General features: G+C 42.3%; 17 protein-coding genes. 11 read left to right on the top strand and 6 right to left on the bottom strand.

From position 1 onward, the window contains the following. The first annotated feature begins 2 nt into the window (after positions 1-2). The gene (gene apaG, locus ACVW2L_RS18535; RefSeq protein ID WP_457129437.1) at positions 3-389 is read left to right on the top strand and encodes a Co2+/Mg2+ efflux protein ApaG; all 387 of its coding nucleotides are present in this window, start codon (positions 3-5) and stop codon (positions 387-389) included. A 56-nt stretch (positions 390-445) separates the two neighbouring features. On the opposite strand, the gene ACVW2L_RS18530 is transcribed toward apaG, so the two are convergent. Continuing rightward, positions 446-2,050 (bottom strand): glucuronyl esterase domain-containing protein, encoded by a 1,605-nt coding sequence (locus ACVW2L_RS18530; RefSeq protein WP_457129436.1) that lies wholly within the window; start codon positions 2,048-2,050, stop codon positions 446-448. 260 nt (positions 2,051-2,310) lie between these two features. Continuing rightward, a complete protein-coding gene (locus ACVW2L_RS18525; RefSeq protein ID WP_457129435.1) occupies positions 2,311-3,039 on the bottom strand; it encodes a zinc metallopeptidase in 729 nt (242 codons plus the stop codon). Positions 3,040-3,131: 92 nt separating this feature from the next. Here ACVW2L_RS18525 and ACVW2L_RS18520 point away from each other — a divergent pair, with 92 nt between their 5' ends. Both ACVW2L_RS18520 and ACVW2L_RS18515 read left to right on the top strand, forming a co-directional pair. Continuing rightward, positions 3,132-4,274 (top strand): NAD(P)/FAD-dependent oxidoreductase, encoded by a 1,143-nt coding sequence (locus ACVW2L_RS18520; RefSeq protein WP_457129434.1) that lies wholly within the window; start codon positions 3,132-3,134, stop codon positions 4,272-4,274. Positions 4,275-4,478: 204 nt separating this feature from the next. Further along, complete coding sequence (locus ACVW2L_RS18515) at positions 4,479-5,933, top strand: IS1182 family transposase (protein ID WP_457128019.1); 1,455 nt, start codon at positions 4,479-4,481, stop codon at positions 5,931-5,933. A 179-nt stretch (positions 5,934-6,112) separates the two neighbouring features. Here the strand turns inward: ACVW2L_RS18515 and ACVW2L_RS18510 are convergent, their stop codons facing one another. Together ACVW2L_RS18510 and ettA are read right to left on the bottom strand one after the other, a co-directional pair. Continuing rightward, complete coding sequence (locus ACVW2L_RS18510) at positions 6,113-6,538, bottom strand: DUF3805 domain-containing protein (RefSeq protein WP_457129433.1); 426 nt, start codon at positions 6,536-6,538, stop codon at positions 6,113-6,115. 5 nt (positions 6,539-6,543) lie between these two features. After that, the gene (gene ettA / locus ACVW2L_RS18505; RefSeq protein WP_457129432.1) at positions 6,544-8,226 is read right to left on the bottom strand and encodes an energy-dependent translational throttle protein EttA; all 1,683 of its coding nucleotides are present in this window, start codon (positions 8,224-8,226) and stop codon (positions 6,544-6,546) included. A gap of 233 nt (positions 8,227-8,459) precedes the next feature. Here ettA and ACVW2L_RS18500 point away from each other — a divergent pair, with 233 nt between their 5' ends. Next, a complete protein-coding gene (locus ACVW2L_RS18500; RefSeq protein ID WP_457129431.1) occupies positions 8,460-9,272 on the top strand; it encodes a hypothetical protein in 813 nt (270 codons plus the stop codon). Between the two features lie 341 nt (positions 9,273-9,613). On the opposite strand, the gene ACVW2L_RS18495 is transcribed toward ACVW2L_RS18500, so the two are convergent. Beyond that, positions 9,614-11,350, bottom strand: coding sequence for a phospho-sugar mutase (locus ACVW2L_RS18495; RefSeq protein ID WP_457129430.1), 1,737 nt, complete (start codon positions 11,348-11,350; stop codon positions 9,614-9,616). A gap of 216 nt (positions 11,351-11,566) precedes the next feature. Here ACVW2L_RS18495 and ACVW2L_RS18490 point away from each other — a divergent pair, with 216 nt between their 5' ends. The 7 genes from ACVW2L_RS18490 to ACVW2L_RS18460 all read left to right on the top strand — a co-directional run bounded on the left by ACVW2L_RS18490 (position 11,567) and on the right by ACVW2L_RS18460 (position 21,584). Further along, positions 11,567-12,526 carry a TIGR01212 family radical SAM protein gene (locus ACVW2L_RS18490; RefSeq protein WP_457129429.1) on the top strand — a complete coding sequence of 320 codons (960 nt, stop codon included), beginning with the start codon at positions 11,567-11,569 and terminating at the stop codon, positions 12,524-12,526. Between the two features lie 123 nt (positions 12,527-12,649). Then, a complete protein-coding gene (locus ACVW2L_RS18485; protein WP_457129428.1) occupies positions 12,650-13,849 on the top strand; it encodes an acyltransferase family protein in 1,200 nt (399 codons plus the stop codon). A gap of 286 nt (positions 13,850-14,135) precedes the next feature. Beyond that, positions 14,136-15,329: a glycoside hydrolase family 26 protein gene (locus ACVW2L_RS18480; protein WP_457129427.1), complete on the top strand. Its 1,194-nt coding sequence runs from the start codon at positions 14,136-14,138 to the stop codon at positions 15,327-15,329. A gap of 155 nt (positions 15,330-15,484) precedes the next feature. After that, the gene (locus tag ACVW2L_RS18475; RefSeq protein ID WP_457129426.1) at positions 15,485-16,747 is read left to right on the top strand and encodes an acetylxylan esterase; all 1,263 of its coding nucleotides are present in this window, start codon (positions 15,485-15,487) and stop codon (positions 16,745-16,747) included. Between the two features lie 309 nt (positions 16,748-17,056). After that, complete coding sequence (locus tag ACVW2L_RS18470; protein ID WP_457129425.1) at positions 17,057-17,887, top strand: hypothetical protein; 831 nt, start codon at positions 17,057-17,059, stop codon at positions 17,885-17,887. A 58-nt stretch (positions 17,888-17,945) separates the two neighbouring features. Then, positions 17,946-19,220 (top strand): acetylxylan esterase, encoded by a 1,275-nt coding sequence (locus tag ACVW2L_RS18465; protein WP_457129424.1) that lies wholly within the window; start codon positions 17,946-17,948, stop codon positions 19,218-19,220. 27 nt (positions 19,221-19,247) lie between these two features. Continuing rightward, positions 19,248-21,584 (top strand): tetratricopeptide repeat protein, encoded by a 2,337-nt coding sequence (locus tag ACVW2L_RS18460; RefSeq protein WP_457129423.1) that lies wholly within the window; start codon positions 19,248-19,250, stop codon positions 21,582-21,584. Between the two features lie 14 nt (positions 21,585-21,598). Here the strand turns inward: ACVW2L_RS18460 and ACVW2L_RS18455 are convergent, their stop codons facing one another. Then, on the bottom strand, positions 21,599-22,618 hold the full coding sequence (locus ACVW2L_RS18455; RefSeq protein ID WP_457129422.1) for a hypothetical protein: 1,020 nt from the start codon (positions 22,616-22,618) through the stop codon (positions 21,599-21,601). Positions 22,619-22,650 lie beyond the last annotated feature (32 nt).

The raw sequence follows: 22,650 nt of genomic DNA, 5'->3' as shown, positions 1-22,650 counted from the left end.
TTATGGTTACTTATACAACAGACGGGGTTAAGGTTTCGGTAGAAACCATCTATCAGCCGGAGTATTCCAACCCGGCCAACGACCATTTTATGTTTGCTTACAAGGTAAATATTGAAAACACCGGGAGCTATGCCGTGCGCCTGTTAAGTCGCCATTGGTATATTTTTGATTCGAATGGTGCAAAGCGGGAAGTAGAGGGCGAGGGTGTTGTTGGGATGCAGCCTATAATTGAACCTGGCAGCGCGCATGAATATGTGTCTGGCTGTAATTTAAAGACTGACATGGGCAACATGAAAGGCCAGTATCGTATGATGCGTTTATTGGATAATACCTTTTTTGATGTGCAGATTCCGGAGTTTTATTTGATTGCTCCGTATAGGATGAATTAACAAACATGGTCTATAAAGAAAGAGCGATGAGTTTTCAAACCCATCGCTCTTTTGTTTTATTGTCTTGGAGGAAAGCCTTGATTTGCAGTGGCGGGTGCCGCTGCCGGTCGGCCCATTTTCTGGTCGGCCCATTTGATGAACCATTTCATGTTAGCCTGATCCTGGTGACCCTGATCATGCTGGCGCCATGCTAATTCGCCGTCAAGCATAGGTGCATTAACCGGAGGCATTTTTTCTTTGTTATAATCATTCGATACGCCAAGATCTTTTACGCCTAATAGTTTAAAAACCGGTCCGGCGGCAACTGCTGCCATATAGCTCCCTTGCTGATCCAGCCACTTGGCGTCGCCTTTTTCAGGGATACCATAGCTGATGAAGGTTAAACGCGGAGCACATAGCGCAATTATATCATGCGCATCAACCGGGATATCTTTAGCGGTTTTTGCTCCGAAAGTGGCGTCAGAAGCACCATATTTCATAAAGTTTCCGGCCATCCAGTAGTACTCGCCGCCGGTTAGGCTTTCAACGGCTTCACCCCAGTTGCGACGGTGCAGTTTAGCACCACCCTCGCCCGATGAACCTACCAATGCCATATTGAATTTTGGTTCAAAAGCTAAGGTGATCATGGCAGCTTTACCATAACGAGACACCCCTTCGATTCCCACTTTCTTAGCATCTACAGCAGGCTCATTTGCTTCAAGGTAGTTAAGCGCCTGGCCCGCACCCCATGCCCATGCACGTAATGCGCCCCAGTCGTCTGGTTTGCGTGGCTGGCCTTTGTTTACTAAACCTATAATGCCTCTTGTTATACCGGCACCATTATCCGCTTGTATGCTTGATGGGTTAACAGCAGCGTAACCCCAACCCGCAGCAATAAGCTGTTCTGTTGATGGCCCGTCATTATTAACACCCGCTACTCCCGGAATATCAGGAGTTGGTGCCTTTGGCGCCGGAGGGGGACCAAAACCGAAGCCGCCTGCACCTGCTGCAGCAGCAATAGGTTGGTAAGCCGGGTATTTCTCTAAAGCTGCTTTAAGTTCAGGGCTTGAGTCGCCTAATACTTTTCTTAAACCATCATTAATCAATTTTAATGAGGCCGCGTCTGGCTGAGCAGGCGCCGGTAAACGGCCACCACCAAACATCATTAAAACAGGTACGGGCCCCTTAGCGTTAGCCGGAACCACCAATACCATATCAATATCTACATTGATAGCCGGGTATGATGAGTTGTCAACATGGCCAACGATGTGTTTAGCAATAACCGGAATGCGGTTTATTACTTCTCTATCACTAACTTCCACCTTCCAGGTTACTTTAGGAACATTTTTAGGAACACGCCCAACAACTTCCCTTTCCAGATCTTCTACAATCTCGGGGCGGCGCTGTTTCCACCATTGCTCGGCCGTGGTTACCTTTTTGCCATTTTTAAGCGTTAAAAGATCTGGCAGGTTTGGATAGGGATTTGCTAATGATTCGTCATAGTTAGCATGGTTAGGCGCGCTCTCATTGCCGCTGGGGCCTGGGCGAAGCGCTTTAATGCCTAATTGCTCCATCATGTTTTTGTGATCCTGATCGTCGGTGAAGGTCACCATCGCAGGATTGCTGTTTTGGGCCATTGCCGCTGTTGAAGCCAACAATAACAAGCCAAGGATTTTTTTCATTTTAGTATAATTGGTTAATTGGGTTATAATCTGTTGTTTGCCTGGTAGCAAACGCCTGTGTGATGAAACAGGCTTAATCGATTCCTAACAAATCTATGTAAATCCCCCAAAGCAACAAATCAATAAAAAGGAAAATTAGTCGCTAACGTTTTCGTATATGTAAATGTTACATTATCAGGCAGATAAGTGTTTTATGTACACTTAAAATAAAAAAGGGAAAGTGGTAAAACTATCACCTTTTTAAAGTAACTAACCAGCTATTAATCTCTGCGATTAACCAGCATTGAAGCATAATACAACAATGTAGCTAACGATGCTAAAGCGGCAACTACGTAGGTCATTGCGGCCCACCAGAGGGCGTCTTTTGCCTGCTCGTGTTCCGTATTGGTTTGCATAACGTTATAATTGTTGTTTAGCCAGGCCAGCGCCCTGTTACTTGCATCAAACTCAACCGGTAAGGTTATAAAAGTAAATGCAGTAACCACCGCCAAGGCGGCAACGCCTATTGCCAAAACCAGCGGGTTATGCATAAAAAACAATAGCATAACACCAATAAACAAGGTTATCTGCACCAAGGTATTAGCCACATTGGTTAAAGGCACCAAAGTAGTGCGCAGGTTTAGCCAGCTATAGCCGCGGGCATGTTGTACAGCGTGCCCGCATTCGTGAGCAGCAACCGCTGCCGCTGCAACACTCCGGCTGTGATAAACGTCCGGACTTAAATTAACCGTCCGTGTTTCAGGGTTATAGTGGTCGGTAAGTTGTCCTTCAACAAAAACTACCTGCACATCATATATGCCGTTATCGCGCAGCATTCTTTCGGCTACGTCTTTTCCTGATAGGCCGGATGCCAAACCCATTTCCGAATATTGTTTAAACTTGCTCTTAAAACGCCATTGGACTATCATGCTGGCAACCATTATGATTATCATTAACAACCACGCAGAGCCATAACTTATAAATCCTAATATAAATGATAATTGATTCATGGTAAATTATTTAAGATGGATATTTCAAAAAGTATTCCATTCTGATCATAGCAGGTGTTTTTTTGACTTTTGAATTTTTTACATTTGATAGCATGGGGTCATCGTTTTCCTACTGGGAGCAAACGCAGTTTATTAACAATGCCGATGTTGTTATTATAGGCAGCGGCATTGTGGGTTTAAGCGCGGCCCTCCATCTTAAAAAAAAGCAACCCAACTTAAAGGTGCTTGTATTGGAGCGTGGCTTTTTACCCAGCGGTGCAAGCACAAAAAATGCCGGTTTTGCCTGTTTTGGCACTGTTTCAGAACAAATTGCCTACTTAAAACAATCATCAGAAGAAGAAGTGCTGCGCCTTGTTGATTATAAATGGCGGGGCCTGCAAAAACTGCGCGAAAATCTGGGCGATGCTAATATAGATTTTCACCAATATGGCGGGTATGAACTTTTCAGTGATGATGAACAGCTGCGCGCCGAAGAGTGCTTTGATCAATTAACATACTTTAACACTTTGCTGGCGCAGACTACTGGAAATACTGACATTTATGCAGGCGCTGATGCTAAAATTACCGATTTTGGCGTAAAGGGGATCAAGCGCATGATCTGCAATAAATATGAAGGTCAACTTGATACCGGTAAAATGATGCGTACGCTGCTGAACAAGGTTTATAGCACAGGTACATTGGTACTGAATGACTGCGGTGTTAACAATATTGAAAACTCTGGTGACCATATTCAACTAACCACATCTCACGGCATATTCAAAACGCAAAAGGTAATATTAGCCACCAACGCCTTTGCCGCGCAGCTTTATCCTGAACTGGATGTGGTGCCTGGGCGCGGGCAGGTGCTGGTTACCAAACCCATTGCCGGTTTAAAGCTTAAAGGAACTTATCATTTTGATGAGGGATACTATTACTTCAGAAATATTAATAGCCGCGTACTTTTTGGCGGCGGACGGAATATCGATTTTAACAGCGAGCGGACCTATGATCTGGGCCATACTGAAGCGGTAAAGCAACAATTGATAACGTATTTAAGCGAAATGATACTGCCCGGGCAAAATGCTGAAGTTGACTATTGGTGGAGCGGCATTATGGGTTTCGGCGACGAGCTAAAGCCAATAATTAAACAGGTACAACCCGGTGTGTTCTGCGCCGTGCGGTGCAATGGTATGGGGGTTGCTATGGGGAGTTTGGTGGGAGAAGAAGTAGCAGAGATGGTGGTAAACGCTTCATAAAAACGTCATTGCGAGGTACGAAGCAATCCCCCCGATTGCCAGGAAGTGCGTGGTTTCCTATCATTGGACTATCCCCTCGCGCTTGGCTTGCCCCGCTCAATTGCCGCAGAGGCTGTTACTTTTGTCTTGAGTGGCTGTTGCGCAACTAACAGTTTGTTGAAAAGATACAGACAAAGCGGACTGTGGTATGTGTTATCTTGTGGTATGCAAGGCAAAAAGACCTATCAGGAAAAGTTGTTTGTTAACTTTCAACTATCAGATCATATCCCCGCCGACAATTTCTATAGGCGCTTAAAGGAACAACTTGATTTACGATTTATTTATCCGCTGACGGCTGAGTATTATGGTACAGAAGGTCAAAAGAGTATTGACCCTGTAGTGTTTATGAAGTTGATACTTGTTGGTTACCTTGAAAACCTAAACAGCGACCGCCGTATCATAGCCACCTCCCGCTTGCGGTTGGATCTCTTGTATTTCATCGATCATGATCTGGACGACGAATTGCCATGGCATAGCACCCTAAGTCGCACAAGGCAGCTATATGGGGAGCATGTATTTACAGAACTGTTTAAACAAGTGCTGAAACAATGTATTGATAAAGGTATGGTATCAGGCAAAAGGCAGGCTGTAGATGGTTTCTTTATTAAAGCTAATGCCTCCTTGGATAGTCTGATTGAAAAAGACATTTTGGATGATGCGGATGCTTACAGCCGTGAACTACAGGATAATGAAGAGCCATCAGTATCGGTATCACCGTTTAAAAAGGCGGATGAACTTGATGATAAAGGATTGAAGCCAAAGAAGAACCCCTCAAACGACACCCATTATAGTCCATCAGATCCTGATGCAAAGATGTCAGTAAAGCCCGGTAAACCAACGGCACTTAACTATCTTGGGCAGGTAGCAGTTGATACAGCAACTCACATGATCACCCATGTACAGGCTTTTACAGCGGATAAAAGAGACAGTGAATGTTTAGCTGCTGTGTTAAGACATCTCAAAGCTACCTTACTTGAAAATGATATTGCGCTGCAAGAGATCGTAGCTGATACAGGTTATAGCAGTCCCGATGCTTTAAAGGCGCTACAAGCAAGTGGTATAACCGGTTATATTCCAAACAGAGGCCAGTTCAACTATGAGAGAGAAGGTTTTACTTATGATGCAATACAAGATCACTACCAATGCGAGCGGGGCGTAAACGTAAACTATCTGGGAACTTACTTTACCGCAGGCTATTGGATGAAGCAGTATGGAGCCGGGGTGAAGGGTTGTAGCAATTGCGAGCAACAAGCCACATGCGCAGCCTTTAAAGGTAACAGACTAAGGATAAAGGAAACTTTAGACAAACCTTATTACGATACTATGCACCTGAGAATGCGGACCCGAAAAGCTAAAAGACTAATGAAGCTTCGACAAAGTACAGTTGAGCCGGTTATCGGCACATTGGTAAATTATCTCGGCATTAAAAGGGTCAACTGTAAAGGACTTATACAGGCCAATAAATGCCTAACTATGGCTGCTATCGCTTATAATCTTAAGAAAATGTTGAAATACCGACCAAAACCGGTGAAGTTAAGTGTAATTATCCTTCGTGAACACGTTTATAAAGCCTACATCTACCTGGAAAGAATCAACTTCTATCACGTGCAACTATCATAAATATAAAAAATTGAAAGCTCCTTATGGCGGTTGCGCAACAGCCACTTGATACAAAAGTAACCAAAAAATCAAGCCAAGCTGATCGCTGCCACTACACAGGCCAGACTCCCGGCCGCGCACATTGGCAGGCCTTTGCGCTTCTTTTTATAAAATTCTTGACTTCCCTTAGGCCCGATCCCCTAAACGATACTTTTGATAACATCTTGCAATTGATTCAGGTCAATTGAATTTTCTAATTCTTTGTTGGTTGTAAAGGAGCAAATAAAAATATCGTTGTCCTTGCCTGTAATCCAGTAGTAGATAACTAGTTTTTCTCCATCTTCAATTAGATCTTTCTTATAGAAAGCGCAATCAAAATTACCAATTTTAATTCTGATTGCACCTTCATTTTCACGTACTTCATCTTCAATATATTTTTCCGCCTTACTTTCGTCAACGATTACAGTGCCCAGCCAATGAAAAGGTGTTATTCTTAAGTTACCGTTCCATTTTGCGGTATTGAAAAAGCAAAAAGTTCCTTCTTCGCCATCATCATACTCGTCCCAATCATCTGGAAGCATAACGCTAAACCACCCATTTTGCAAATTGCAGGTTTTGATGTGCATATGATCTACACCGTCAACTTCTTATACTTTATCCTCTTAGGCCCAATATCGCCCAAACGTTTTTTGCGGTTCTCTTCGTAGTCGCTGTAGTTGCCTTCGAAGAAGTATACCTGCGAGTTGCCTTCAAAAGCCAGTATGTGCGTGCAAATACGGTCCAGGAACCAACGGTCGTGACTGATGACTACTGCGCAGCCACCAAAGTTTTCTAACGCTTCTTCCAGGGCGCGTAAAGTGTTTACGTCAATATCATTGGTAGGCTCATCAAGCAGCAACACGTTACTGCCTTTTTTAAGGGTGATAGATAAATGCACCCGGTTGCGCTCACCGCCCGATAGTACACCTACTTTTTTCTGCTGATCTGCACCGTTAAAGTTAAAGCGCGACACATAGGCCCGCGAGTTAAGCGGCTTATTGCCAACCATAATGGTTTCCAAGCCGCCGGTAACATTTTCCCAAACAGATTTGTTTGGGTCAAGGTCATCGTGCATCTGGTCTACATAGCCTAAAGCTACGGTCTCGCCAACACGGAAGGTACCTGCATCAGGTTGATCCTGCCCTGTAATTAAACGGAACAGCGTTGTTTTCCCGGCACCGTTTGGCCCGATGATACCTACTATACCCGCTGGTGGCAAACTAAAGTTCAGGTTGTCAAATAGTAATTTATCGCCGTAGCTTTTGCTTACGCCATTGGCTTCTATCACCACATTACCCAAACGCGGACCCGGCGGAATAAACAGCTCCAATTTTTCTTCGCGTTCTTTTGTTTCTTCCGATGCCAGTTTTTCGTAGTTGCCTAAACGGGCTTTTGATTTGGCATGGCGGCCCTTTGGCCCCATACGCACCCATTCCAGCTCTCGCTCCAATGTTTTCTGGCGTTTGCTTTCTCCTTTTTCTTCCTGTGCAAGGCGTTTTGATTTTTGATCCAGCCAAGACGAGTAATTTCCTTTCCATGGTAAGCCTTCGCCGCGGTCCAATTCCAGGATCCACCCGGCCACATTATCAAGGAAATATCTATCGTGTGTTACGGCTATAACGGTTCCTTTGTACTGCTTAAGGTGCTGCTCCAACCAGTCTATGGATTCAGCATCCAGGTGGTTGGTTGGCTCATCCAGTAACAAAACATCCGGCTCTTTCAATAACAACCGGCAAAGCGCCACACGACGGCGCTCACCACCCGATAGTACGGCAATTTTGGTATCCGGCTCAGGGCAGCGCAGGGCATCCATAGCGCGTTCCAGTTTGGTGTCCAGTTCCCAGGCGTTAACCGCATCAATCTGGTCCTGTAATTCGCCCTGGCGGCTCATCAGCTTATCCATTTTATCGGCATCGCCGTAATACTCTTCCAGTCCGAATTTTTCGTTGATCTCTTCGTATTCTTTTAGCAGCGCGGTAGTTTCGGAAACACCTTCTTCTACTACTTCGCGCACGGTTTTTTCGGGATCAAGTTCAGGCTCCTGACTCAAATAGCCTACGGTGTAGCCTGGCGAAAAAACAACCTCGCCTATGTTAGTTTTATCTATGCCTGCTATAATTTTAAGCAGTGATGACTTACCCGAACCATTTAAACCTATAACGCCGATTTTGGCCCCATAAAAAAAGCTCAGGTAAATGTTTTTTAATACGGTTTTTTGCGGGGGATAAACTTTGCTCACCCCGGCCATAGAAAATATTATCTTTTCGTCTGCCATCTGATTAATTAGTGAAGGACTGAATTATTGATTTATTGAATTTTGTTTTTTCAATTGGATTGTATGGCAAATATGAGCAATAGCGGTGCTAAGTGCAAGGGGGATGAAGTTTTAGTTTTGGGGTGGTCGAAAGAAATTTATTTCTGCCGAGAATCCTGCTCAATTGTTTTTAAGCATGCTTTTATTAATTTAACCCGATGATAAAACATTGTTTTACCCGGGCTCTAATTTTATTGCCTTTCTTTTTTTTAAATTCATTTTGTCATCCCGACCAAGAGGTTAGATCCCAACCAACGCCGGTGCCAATATCTAAATTGTTAAGAGACACGGCGGTAGTAAATAAAGCAACAGCCAACCTCAGGTTAAATGCATTTTATAAAAAGTATCTGAATGCGGACGGTCTGCTGATTGTTAGTTCTTCAAATGTCCCTGATGAAGCGCTCTTACAAGCAAGAATGATCATCTTACAAATGCTCGCGAAAATTTCGGCTGTAAAAAACAAATTAATTGCGAATAAAATAAAAGTAGCAGTAATGGGAATAAATGAGGTTACTACAGATATTCCTGAACATAGCGATTTAAACACAGCGTTCCCCGAAACTAATTGGAATACAAGAACCCGGGGCTTAGGGGCAACCGTCGCTCGTCCGGTGGTAAGCTGTGCCGAGGAAAACTTGTTGGGTTATGCAAGAGACAATTATCGTGGTGAGGATATCTTAATTCACGAGTTTGCACACACAATACATTTAATGGGCTTAAACTATTTAGACAACGATTTTGACAATAAATTGAAATCCATTTACAACGATGCCCGGAAAAATGGCTTATGGGAAAATACTTATGCCATTTCTAATTACCAAGAGTACTTTGCCGAGGGGGTACAGTGCTGGTTTAATGCAAACCTGGAAGCTATTCCATGCAATGGCGTTCACAACCAAATTAATACAAAAACAGAATTGAATAATTATGATCCAAAACTGTTTGAACTAATAAGCTTATACTTTAATGATGATCCTAAAAAAGTGAGCAGGCAATCTGCCAAATAAGAACGTAGCCGTTTTTGTAGGTCTTGAATATTTACTCAATTCAGTTTCACTCACCTGTGTAGAATCTGTGCCCGGAAGCTAAAAAATGCTGTTGCAAAAGTGTTGCTTTTTTGTTGCTAAAGCGTTGCAAAAAGTCAAAAGGCAATAAGATTGTATTGGCCTGAACAGGAGTAAGTTAGCGGTTTTTGAGGTGAATTCATCGCCTTAATTCAATAAAAGCAAAACACATAAACGCCTCGCATACAGCTAATTGAATTTTTACTTTTAGGGGAACACATATTTTTTGCAACACCCCACTCCATTGAAAAAACGGAGTGGGGTAAGCAAGTTAAGCAAAGGGTTTAAACGCCCAAATCCTTCATTATCGTTTCTATCTTAGCTTCCATTTGCTGGTCGGTTTCTGCATAAGCTTCTTTTGAAGCCAGCTTGCCTTTTGCGCTACAATAGAACTTTATCTTAGGCTCCGTACCCGATGGGCGGGCGGATATAATGGTGCCATCCTCGGTTACAAACTGCAATACATCGCTTTTTGGTAACTCAATAGGCTTGGTGGTAGTGGTAGCCAGGTCGGTTTCTACCTGCAACTCGTAATCCTTAAGCGTAGTTACTTTTGATCCACCCAAAGTTACCGGCGGATTGGTGCGATAAGCTTCCATCATCGCCTTAATTTCTTCAGCACCTGTTTTCCCTTTTTTGGTGATAGAGATCAGCTTTTCTTTATAAAAACCATATTTAACATACAGCTCCAACAAAGCCTCAAACAAGCTGCTGCCCTGGTCTTTGTAGTAAGCTGTCATTTCCGCAATAAACGCTGCAGATACAACTGCGTCCTTATCGCGCACCAGTTCGCCTATTAAATAACCATAACTTTCTTCGCCGCCGCCAATAAAGGTTTGTTTGCCTTCAAATTTCGTCATCAGTTCGCCTATGTATTTAAAGCCGGTAAGGGTGTCGTAATACTTAACGCTTTTGTCGTTGGCAATATCAGCTATCAGGTTGGTGGTAACAATAGTTTTAACAATATACTGGTTACCATCCAGCTTGTTTTTAGCTTGCCATGCGGTTAACAGATAGCTTATCAATAAGCTGCCTGTTTGGTTACCATTCAATAACACAAACTCGCCTTCGGTATTTTTAACGGCAATACCTACGCGATCGGCATCCGGGTCGGTAGCAACTACAAGGTCAGCATCAACTTCTTCGGCTTTTTTAAGTGCCAAAGTAAGTGCTTCTTTTTCCTCAGGGTTAGGGTATACCACGGTTGGGAAATTGCCATCCGGCGTAGCCTGCTCCTCTACAATTATCACGTTCTCAAAGCCAAAACGTTTTAACGCGGGTGGTACCATTGTAATGCCTGTGCCGTGTATCGGCGAGTATACTATTTTCAGATCCTTCTGGCGTTGTATAGCCTCCGGCGATACCGATAGCTCGGTGATCTTGCTCAGGTATAGTTCGTCTATTTCTTCGCCTATCAGTTCTACATTGGTATCAATGCGGGTAAATTTAACTTCGTCTATGCTCTTTATAGCAGCAACCTCGTCCATAACGGCTTTATCATACGGGGCAACAAACTGCCCGCCATCGGCGCCATACGCTTTGTAACCGTTATACTCTTTAGGGTTATGCGATGCAGTAAGCATCACACCGCTGCGGCAACCCAAATGGCGCACCGCGAAAGAAAGCTCTGGCGTCGGGCGCAGAGCCTTAAAGAAGTATACATGTATGCCGTTAGCAGAAAACACATCAGCAGTAATGCCTGCCAACAAATCAGAATTATTGCGGCTATCGTGCGCTATGGCCACCTTTATTTGCTCTGCCGGATAGGTTTTCTTTAAAAAGTTAGCTAAGCCCTGTGTAGCGGTGCCAATGGTATATTTATTAACCCTATTTGAACCCGGCCCCATGGTGCCGCGTAAACCGCCGGTACCAAATTCCAGGTCGCGGTAAAAAGCGTCTGTGAGCTCGGTAGTATTTCCGTCATCAATAAGCTTCTGTATTTGTTGTTTTACCTGGTCGTCATAGCTTCCGTTAAGCCATGCGTTTACTTTTTTCTGTATTTGCGGATCTAATTCGGGCATAGTGATATTAATTTCAGTATAGATTGATAATAACATCAAATATGATAAAAATGTGTTGAAATGGGCAAAGAATAAGTGTTGCGGATAAAAATTCATGATAAATTAATATCCAACGCCAAATATCCAATGTCGGGGGATGAAGATACTTCGTCATTCAAGATTCAGCATTCGGTGTTCTCTATTAATCCCTCACCTTAAATCCCTATCTTTGCCGCAATGCAAGCAATAAGCACCATACCAACCACTTGGGAAAAAGGCTACAACAACTACGGCCCCTGGCTGCGCGAAAAATACAATGGCGCACGCGTGTTCAAAGTAATTGTTGATGGCGGCTTTACCTGCCCCAACCGCGATGGCTCAAAGGGTTATGGTGGCTGCACCTACTGCAATGTAGACTCGTTTACCCCATCTGTTAGCCGCAACGCGCCAACCGTGCGCCAGCAGGTAATTGAGGGGATGGAGCGTGCCCGTAAAGGCAACCGTGCCGATAAATTTATTATCTACTTTCAGCCTAATACCAATACCTACGCCCCAGCGCATTACCTAAAAATGATGTATGACGAGGCCCTAAGTTATGGCACCGAAGATATTGTTGGTTTAAGTGTGGGTACCCGCCCCGATTGTATCGATGCCCAAAAGATAGCGTTGTTAGAAAGCTATACCGACAGGTTTGATGTGGATCTGGAAATGGGTATGGAGTCTATCTATAACGATACGCTGGCTCAGATCAACCGTGGCTGTGATCATGAAGATCTGATCAAAGCGCTAAAACTGGTTGAGAACAGCAAACTGGATATCTGCGTGCATACCATCTTCGGCTTCCCATGGGAAACCCGCGAAATGATGTTGAAGTACGCAGATGAAATAAACCGGCATCCGCAGATAAAATTTGTAAAGTTCCACCACCTGCATATTGTAGAAGGTTCTGTTATGGGCGTTAAATACAAGCGCGAACCCTTCAAGCTGTTTGAGCTGGATGAGTACGCTGATTTTTTATGCGATCTGCTGCCCCTTGTCCGGCCTGATGTGGTGATACAACGCCTGTTTGGCCTAAGCGATCGTGAACTGCTGATAGCACCTAACTGGGGACTAAAAAAATCAGAGATACAATATCGTATAGACCAACGCATATTGGAGCGTGGTGTGGTACAGGGTTCCTTAGTTGGCCGTTTTTAGTTGGCGGTTAGCTATATTGATTTAACACCTTGCTGTACACTGAGAACTGCCCACTGAACAAGCGGCACCCATTTTGCATTTAAACAGATAACAATTATTTTAGGAACTTAAATATTTGCTCTGTTGTCACAAAAACCGCTTCAAAACTATATTCCCGCGCTAACCGGCGTTCGCGCCCTTGCTGCTTACCTGGTCTTTATATCTCATTACTATGATGTTTTTGGCGATGTTTTTCCCCACATTGTGCAACGCTTTTTAGGCGAGCTGCATATTGGCGTGTCTATATTCTTCGTGTTGTCAGGCTTTTTAATAACGTTTAGGTACTATAATAATTTCCATTTAACTAACAATTGGTTTAGGCAATACCTTAAAAACCGGGTAGCGCGGATCTATCCAATGTACGCCTTACTCACCATTTGCGCGTTTGTATATTATTTCATTACCAAAGACCCTGCAGTTACAAAAGGCAACGACAATCCTGTTTGGCTGATGATCATGAATATTACGTTTCTCCGCGGCTTCTTCTATCAGTTTTGGGATACCGGGATAGCACAGGGCTGGTCATTAACGGTTGAGGAGTGTTTCTACTTTTCTGCACCTATAATATTCCTTATCGCAAAAAAATATAATAAATTTTACCTGCAACCCATTGTTTTAACTGCGTTTGCCGTTGTAATGGTATCAATATTCAGTCGCGTTAACTGGTACGGCTTCTTCGGTAATGTTCCGTTTGTAATGCTGTTTACGTTTTTCGGGCGTTGTTTTGAGTTCTTTGTTGGTGTGCAATTGGCACGCATAGTGCTTAATAAAGGTTTTACGCGTACCAATAAAATAACATACACCTACATTGGCTTTTTGTTAATGATGCTTTGTGTGCTGGTAATGGCATTTCAACCGGTGCCAGCGGGCTGGGCAGCAGGGGTAGAAAGCACTACAGGCATTATAGTTAATAACTACTTTTTATGCATCGCAGTGGCGTTGTTCTTTTACGGCATACTTACAGAAAACACCTTGTTTAAGAAAGTGCTGGCCCTGCCATTTGTTGAGCTGTTAGGTAAAAGTTCCTACATATTTTACCTTATACATTTAGGTTGGATGTATACTTTGATGCATGGCTACTTTGATAATTTAAACGATTATGCTTTTGAGTTGTATGATAAATGGGGTGTTGATTGGCGCTCGCCTTTTGAGTTTGATAAGCTTAACTTGTTATACGCTTTCATCCTACTAAATGCCATATCAATACTGTTGTTCACCAAAATTGAAGAACCGTTAAATCATTACATCAGGAGGTCAAATTTTCTGATAAAAAGCAATAAATAATTAGAAAAATGGTTAAAACAAAGATATTTATATAGTTGGCGTATGAAAGTTTACCAAATTGTATTCTTTTTCGGGTCGTTAGGTCTTGCTGTTGCCAGCGGGTGGAATATTTTTTTCTCTCGCAGTCCTGAATTTCAAAACGTTATGTATTTCGCGGCTTCATTAATCATGCTATACTCGTCGTTTTATAACTCGTTATTTCCAGGGGAACGAATTAAACTGCAGAGAAAGAGGGAAGAAGCAAATAGAAAAAGGAACCAAAGCAAAGACCTTCAGCCATAAATGTTTGATAAATGATATTTTTGCTGATAAGAACATAGAATTTAACAATTTGATATTGAGAGGTTTTAAAAAGAGGATTGTTCAGATATTATTGGTGTGCTGTGTTTCATTATTAGCCCATTGCGTTACGTTAGCAGTTAACGGCCAAAGCATTAGTCCTGTTGACAAACTTGCAACCAAGGAAACCGTAACGCTTTATAGCAACATGTTCAGACTGATGAACAAGGGGGTTATGTACGGGCATCAGGAAGACCCTGCGTATGGAGTTGGCTGGGCATATCAAAATAAACGTTCTGATGTTAAAGATGTTACAGGCTCTTATCCGGCAGTGTATGGGTGGGATGCAGGGCGGATTGAGGTGGATAGTGCCCTCAATTTGGATGGTATCCCGTTTCAAAAAATGGTTACTTATATGCAGGAGGCTTATGAACGCGGGGGCATTAACACCATAAGCTGGCACATGAATGACCCTGTAACTGCCGAAACTTCATGGATCACCACTAAGAGTAAAAGCGTAAAACTTATTTTAGATAGCGCCCGGTATCAGGCAGAATTCAAAAAATACCTTGACAAGTTTGCCGATTATGTAAGCATGATAAAAGGCGAAGACGGCGAGATGATCCCCATTATATTCAGACCGTTTCACGAGAGTACAGGAGATTGGTTTTGGTGGGGAAAAACAAGTTGTACACCCGCCGAATATATTGCATTGTGGCGCCTCACCTTTAATTATCTGGTACAGGAAAAAAATCTTCATAACCTGATATTTGCTTACTCTTCTTCTGATTTTACATCAATAGCTGATTATAGCGAACGTTATCCTGGAGATGATTTTGTAGACATAGTAGGTTTTGATGCGTATTGCGAAAAAGACCCTGAAAACTATGGCCCGTATTTAAACAACCGGCTTCAGCTTTTATCTAACTTTGCGTTAGAACATCAAAAACTCCCTGCATTAACAGAATTTGGGTATAACACAATACCAGACCCTTACTGGTGGACCCAAACCATTTTGCCACTTTTTAAGTTAACTAAGGTTTCGTACGCGCTAACCTGGCGCAACTGGAAAGAAGAACATTTTTTTACTCCGTATCCGGGCCAGGTAAGCGCTAATGATTTTGAAGTTTTTTTTAAAGACGACGTAACGCTGTTTCAAAAGGATTTAAAATCATCCATCTACAGGAAACAAATGAAATAAGGCGAACAATAAATTTAAACCATTTCCGAAAAATAACGTATATAAATATAGGATACACGTTAACAGTAAGCGTTGTATAAGTGATTAAAATGATTTTTTTTAACGTATTACGGGCGCTTTCTAAATACTTTTTCCTTCTTATAGCCTTGCTAATCATGCATAGTGAGCGAGCTGTAGCAACGGCAGATGTAGACGATGACATTGTTTTTGAAGCTACACCAAAAAAGAAAACAGCACTTTTTGAAAAAAACGAAAAAATAGTTTACAAAGTTGATGTTAAAAACAACCTGAGCACTACCCAGGAAGGCACTATTGGTTACGCTATTATGGACCTTAAAGATAAGGTGCTGGATACAGGAACAATAGATGTAAAGTTAGGCAAAGGCGCATCCAACAATTACTTGCTCAGTATGCCATCGCAGAGTACTGGTTTTTACCGCCTTAATATCACGATAAATATTACAGAATATGACGATACATTGAAGCGGGTGTTTGGTGTGAATACAGATGCAATAAGGTCAAAAACGCCCAAACCTGCTGATTTTGATAAGTTTTGGCAAACCAGTTTAGACTCTTTAAAAAAAATACCCTTGCGTACAATGGTTACGCTTAAGCCCGGAATGGAGCGCGAAGGGATTAACTGTTATCTTGTTGAAGTACAAACCTGGGGTAATATTACAATTAGGGGCTGGCTTACCATGAGTGCAAAAGCAAAACCCGGAAAGAAATTACCTGTGTGGCTTGTTGTGCCTGGTTACGGTGGTACCGGCGTTAAACCTATTTATGGCAATGAAGACCTTGCGGTGTTAGCTTTTAATGTAAGGGGGCAGGGTAACAGTAAAGATATTGTAAACCCATCAAAAGATGGGTATTTAACAACCGATATAGGTAGTCGGGATAAATACATTTATCGTGGTGCCATAATGGATGTAATAAGGGCCGTTGACTTTATTGAATCCCGGCCCGAACTTGACGTCAGTAACATCATATGTTCTGGGGGTAGTATGGGTGGTTATTTGTCAATAGCCGCATGTAGCCTGGATAAGCGCATAAAAATATGCTCGGCAAATAACCCGGTTTATTGTGATTACCGCTCTTTGGTGGGTAGTACAGACTGGCCCATGAATACCATAGAAAAATACAGTACCCAGATGCGCATACCACTGGCAACTATATTAGACAATCTGGATTACTACGATCTGAAGAACTTTGCCTATGAATTGAATTGCGAATCGTTAATAGGCGTTAGTTTGCTAGATCCGCTTGCGCCACCGTATAATGAGTTTGTTATGCTTAATAACATAAAAAACAAAAGCAGTTATAAGCTATTTGTATACCCCAATTTGGGCCACGAAGTTCCACCACCCTTGTTTAAATATTTAAGTCAATGGATGATGGATCAGTTCGGCATGTTTTAGCGGCGCCGGTCGCTTGAATTATTTGCTTCTTTGCCGGCCATCTTATTTATTAAAACACATTTAATGTTGATATATTTGAGATAAATTTTCATTTCCGTATTTATTTGATTTACGGGGATAAATTATATCAAAAATATGGTATTGTGTTTGCAATTCCTTTCTGTGAAAAGGCAGGCCACTTATTGTATTTAGTATTTATACACATTTCGCTAAGCTTATAGATCTAAACATTAAAAAAGCCACGCCATATGGGCAATTTTTTCCACAAACAGAGGGTAACAATAAACCAATTACGCTAAATATCGTCATATGAGAAATTTTTATAAAATTTTTATTGCAGTGAGTTTGTTAACAGCTACAAACGTAAATTATGGGTACGCCGGTGGTACGCCGGTACGTAAAGGCGTTTACGTTCTTTCAACATCTTTTAGCTACTTCAGTTCCACCCAAAAGTGGGATGTGAATGGCAAAACCGTAGATTATGATAATAACGGCTATTTTAACTCGGGCGGTGTTTCGGTTTATGGCGAGTACGGGGCCAGCAGGCAGGTTACATTGATAGCCTCACTTCCATATTCATATAACACCTATCAATCTGCCGGGAAGTCAATAACACAGGGTTTGGGAGATGCCGAAATTGGTGCACGCTATTACCTTGGTAATGTGGACTTTAAATTTTATATGGCATTGCAGGGCTCAATGATTATACCGTTGTATAACGTAAATACAAGCCAGCTTGGCTTTGGAGCATTTGGTGCCGATTTTAAATTGATAGGAAGTGGAACTGCAACTACAGGAGATGAAAGTAGTTTATTTTATTCTTTAGAAGCGGGCGGTCGTCAATATTTTAACGAGACCGGGCCGTTCCAATTCAGATCGGCAGCAACGTTAGGTTATAGTTTTGATAAAGAGAATTTAATATCGTTATCTGGCGCGGGAGTTATTTCAACCAGCTCCAACAAATCATTTGCAAACAACATTTTACTTAATAAAGATTTTAAGTATTTTAATGCTACCGCCAGTGTTGGCCATATTTTTGCACCTGCCTTAGCCGTTTACGTTAATTATACCAAGTTTTTTGTTGGTACAAATACAGGTATTGGCAGCAATGCATCATTGTCTTTTATTACAAAGTTTTAATAGTAGGTCTTTTTAAATAATGTTGAAATTGTCTCGGTTTTTAAGTGTTATATGTACCGTGGGATCATTTCTAATGAGCATCCCCACTTTCACATTTGCACAAAATAACGATGAGGACGGCATTGTTTTTACCGCCAACCCTTCAAAAAAAGATGCATTGTTTGGTCGGGGAGAGAAAGTTACCTACAATATTGACATAAAGAACAATCTTACTGAAACGCAAACAGGCACAGTTGGCTACATGGTTTTGAGCATGCAAGACAAGGTGCTTGATCAGGGTTCGGTTAATGTTAATTTAAAGAAAAAAGATTCTAAAAGTGTTACGCTAAGTATTCCATCGCAGCCCGCGGGCTTTTATAAGCTTAATCTGCTTATCAATGTTACGGAGTATGATGATACCATAAAGCGTGTTGTGGGAATTGACGCAAAGAACATCAAATCGCAAACACCCAAACCCGCAGATTTTGATCAGTTTTGGCAAAATGCAAAAGATTCGCTGGCGCTAATACCCATGGCTGCAAAAGTAACCATACAGCCAGGTATGGAAAAAAAGGGCATAGCATGCTACCTGGTTGAATTAAAATCATGGAATAATATAACTATCCGTGGGTGGCTAACCATGAGCAAGAAACTTAAGCCGGGCCGTAAGCTGCCTATATGGCTGGTGGTGCCGGGTTACGGTGGGTATGGCGTAAATCCAATTTATGGATCAGAAGATTTTGCGGTTTTAGCGCTTAATATACGCGGCCAGGGTAATGCGCGCGATAGAATAAACCCTTCAAAAGAAGGATATCTTACCACTGATATTGAAAACAGGTATAAATACATTTTCCGCGGAGCTTTGATGGACGTACTACGCGGAGTAGACTTTATTGTCTCGCGCCCCGATCTGGATGAAGAAAACATTGTATGTTCAGGAGCAAGTATGGGAGGCTTTTTATCCATAGCCGCATCGAGCCTTGATAAACGGATAAAAATTTGTTCAGCGTTCAACCCAATTTTTTCTGATTTCCGCTCTATGATCGGAAGTACAGAATGGCCGATGAAGAATATAGAGGAATACGGTGTTCAGCGCCGAATCCCTTTAAAAAAGTTGTTAATCAATCTGGATTACTATGACCTTAAAAACTTTGCAGTTAACTTAAAATGCAACTCGTTAATGGGTATAAGTTTATTAGATAACCTGGCGCCCGCACAAAATTCCTTTGTGATGGTAAATAGCCTTACTAATAAAAATAAGCTTTTTGTGTACCCCAATTTAGCACACGAGGTGCCACAAACTATTTTTGGTTATTTAAGCGATTGGATGATTGATGTATTTGGAATGTTTTAAAAAATTTATAGCAGTTTCACCCGGCGTATGAAGTATCTTTTTATAGTACTGTTGTTTTTTTCTTTTAATGGGTTTGCTCAAACAGCCGATGATTTTGTGCAGCGTGGCCATGCCAAAGCCAAGGCCGGCGATCAGCAAGCTGCCATAACTGAGTTTACCCGTGCCATTGAGTTGCAGCGCGACTACACTGATGCATATTTTTTCAGGGGAAATGCTTACAGCAACAATCAGAACTATATTTTAGCTATTAAAGACTTTGCGCAGGTTATCAATTTAAACGATAACTATCCTAACGCTTATTTTTACAGGGCAAACGCATATAGCAACTTTAAGGAATACAAGGCCGCAATTATTGATTATAACAAAGCAGCGATGCAGGCACCGGGAAATGCGGAAGTTTTTGAATACCGGGCCAATGCGGAAAGCAACATTCAGGATTACGAAGGTGCCGTTGCAGATTTTACCCGCGCCTTACAGATCAACCCGCGAAAATACCAGCTTTTTGAATACCGGGGTGTGGCCAAAAGTAATCTAAAGGATCACGTGGGCGCAATAGCCGATTATGGTAGTGCACTTAGGCTAAACCCAAAAGCAGCTGAGATCTATTATTACAGAGCAAATTCAAAAGCAGCAATTGCTGACTATAGGGGCGCTATTGTTGACTTTAATAAAGCGATAGAGCTTGATCCAAAAAATGCCGAAGCCGTATACTATCGCGGAAACGCAAAAACTAATTTAAAGGATAATAAAGGCGCCATTGAAGATTACAATCTGGCTATAAAAATGAATCCGAGCTACAAAGAACTGTATGCTTACATAGCCAATGCCCGCATAAACGCTGCAGATAATGAAGGCGCCATCATTGATTATACCAAAGCTATTACAGCCAGCCCGGGCAATGCCGAACTGTACTTATCAAGAGGCAAGGCATATCTCAATTTAAAGAAACGCGATGCGGCACTGAACGACATATCAAAAGCCTTAACTGTAAATCCGAATTTAAGTGAGGCTTATGAGATAAGGGCGAACATCAATATGGAGCGCGATAGTTTACAGAATGCCATAGCAGATGCTGACAACGGGTTAAGGGTCAACCCTAAAAATAGTAACTTGCTGGCTATAAGGGGTAAAGCAAAATACTATTTAAACCGCGATACAAGCGCAGCATTGCCTGATGTTAATGAGGCCATTGCCCTTGACCCCAATAACGAAAGCTCTTATTATACGCGTGGCGATATTAAGGTGGATTTGAAAAATTATAAAGGAGCGTTAGCAGATTATGACAAAGTTATTCAGATCAACGCAAACAGCGGGGGTATTTATTTTAAAAGAGGTTATGCCAAAGCATTATTAGGAGATGTTAATGGATCTATTGCAGATTATGAAAAAGCCCTGGAGATTGATCCAAAAAACTCAAATGCGTTGCTTAGCCTCGGTATTATGAAAGATAAGAATAGTGACTATAATGCCGCCATTAAGCTTTTTACGGCCGGCATAGAAGCTAATCCTAAAAACAAGGAATTGTATTTACGAAGAGGTATAGCAAAAGGACACCTGAGCGGATCGTATACTGCATTGCAAGATTTTGATACCGCTATTGCCTTGGATTCTGCGTATGCCGATGCTTATGCTAATCGCGGTGTTGTAAAGATGAAATCAGGAGATTTAGAAGGGGCCAACGATGATCTGAACACCGCCATAACCATAGCTCATTCAGAAGAGGGTTATTTGTTGATGGGCGATTCTAAGGTTGAACAGAAAGATTATATGGCAGCCATTGAATACTATAATCAAGCTATTGACAAAGAACCGGCGAGTGGTAAAGGATACGTAAAACGCGCGCTTGTAAAAAGCTTACGTGGCGATAGTGAAGGCACTAAGGAGGATTTTATAACAGCCTTACGCCTTGAGCCGTTGAACGAAACTATTTATATTGACAGGGCATTAGCAAAGCTTAATCTGCGCGACTCTGTTAGTGCCGTTCAGGATTGTAACATGGCCATTGCGATGAACCCCCGTAACGCTAATGCGTACCTAAACAGGGGAATGGCCAAATTTGCGTTGACAGATGCACGTGGAGCGATACAAGATTACGATACAGCATTGCAATTACAACCCAATATGGAGCAAGCGTTTTTAAAGCGCGGACAGGCAAGGGCAAAACTGCGGGATTACAGTGGCTCCATTGGGGACTTTACCAAAGCTACCACGCTAAACATCTATGATAAATGGGCCTTTTATTTAAGGGGCTTGGCAAAAGTAGAAGGGAACACAGATCAGAACGGAGCCTGTCTTGATTTCAGTAAGGCGGGCGAATTAGGTTTGGCCGAGGCGTACGTTGCCATAAAAAAGTATTGCAACTAATTTGCAATAAAAATTTAGCTTTCAGCAGGAGGCTCTTCGCTATTATTATCAGCTTGCTGGGCGTTTGTCTTAGTAATACCGGCTTTGAATCTGGGGGTGAATCCAATTTTAGGTTTATCTGCTGTTGGCTCTTCTGCTTTAGGCATTTCCGTTTCTGCAGCGGGTTGTTTATCCTCAGCATCTTCTCCAACGCCGGGCTGTACAGATTTAGTAACCCCCGCTTTAAAACGTGGAGTAAAACCTATATTAACTTTGTTATCAACAGGAGCTTCATCCTTCTTGTTTTCTCCAATTGACGGCTCAGGTTCAGCAGCTTTTGTAACGCCGGCCTTAAAGCGTGGTGTAAAACCAACCTTGGCTTTGGCAGGCTCGTCTGTTTTTGTTTCTTCAGTTGGTGCAGCATTAGGTTCAACAGCAGGTGTTGTTATCCCCGCTTTAAAACGAGGTGTAAAGCCAACTTTAGACTCAGCAGCATCTCCAGTTTTGTTTTCTTCAGATGTTGCAGCGTTAATATCTTCTATTGGTTTAGTAACCCCGGCCTTAAAGCGTCGCGTAAAGCCCGCTTTCGGCTTATCTGGAGCAGATGGTTCTTCCGATTTGTTTTCGTCCGACTGAGCAGCTGGTTGTGCAGACTTGGTTGCGTCGGCTTTAAAACGAGGAGTGAACCCCGTTGCGGGTTTAGATTGGGCTGGTGCACTGCCGGTATGTTCGGTTGCCGGCCGCTCTGGTATTGGGGCGCCTTGAAATTTGGAGGTAGCGGCAGGTCTTGGTTCCGGCAAAGTGCTTTCGGCCAGGCTATCGGTAACCGTTTGTTCGGCTAACGGGTTTTCCATCTTAACCTTTTCTGTTTTAACCTCGGGCGCCAGGTGGTACTGCAAACGCAGTTTATTGAACCAGTACTTTTTGGTATGGTCAAAACTTTTTTCGCCCATTTGCTCAAAGTGATTTTTAAACTCAAAAAGAAGTAGCGGGTTGCCTTTTTCTAAAGCATCCAGATCAATTCTTTTCTTTTTAAAAAACTCTTCGAACGTCATTATTATTTAGAATCAAGAACCAAGAGCCAAGA

Source organism: Mucilaginibacter sp. HD30 (assembly GCF_054061755.1).
This window is presented reverse-complemented; position numbering and strand designations above follow the sequence as displayed.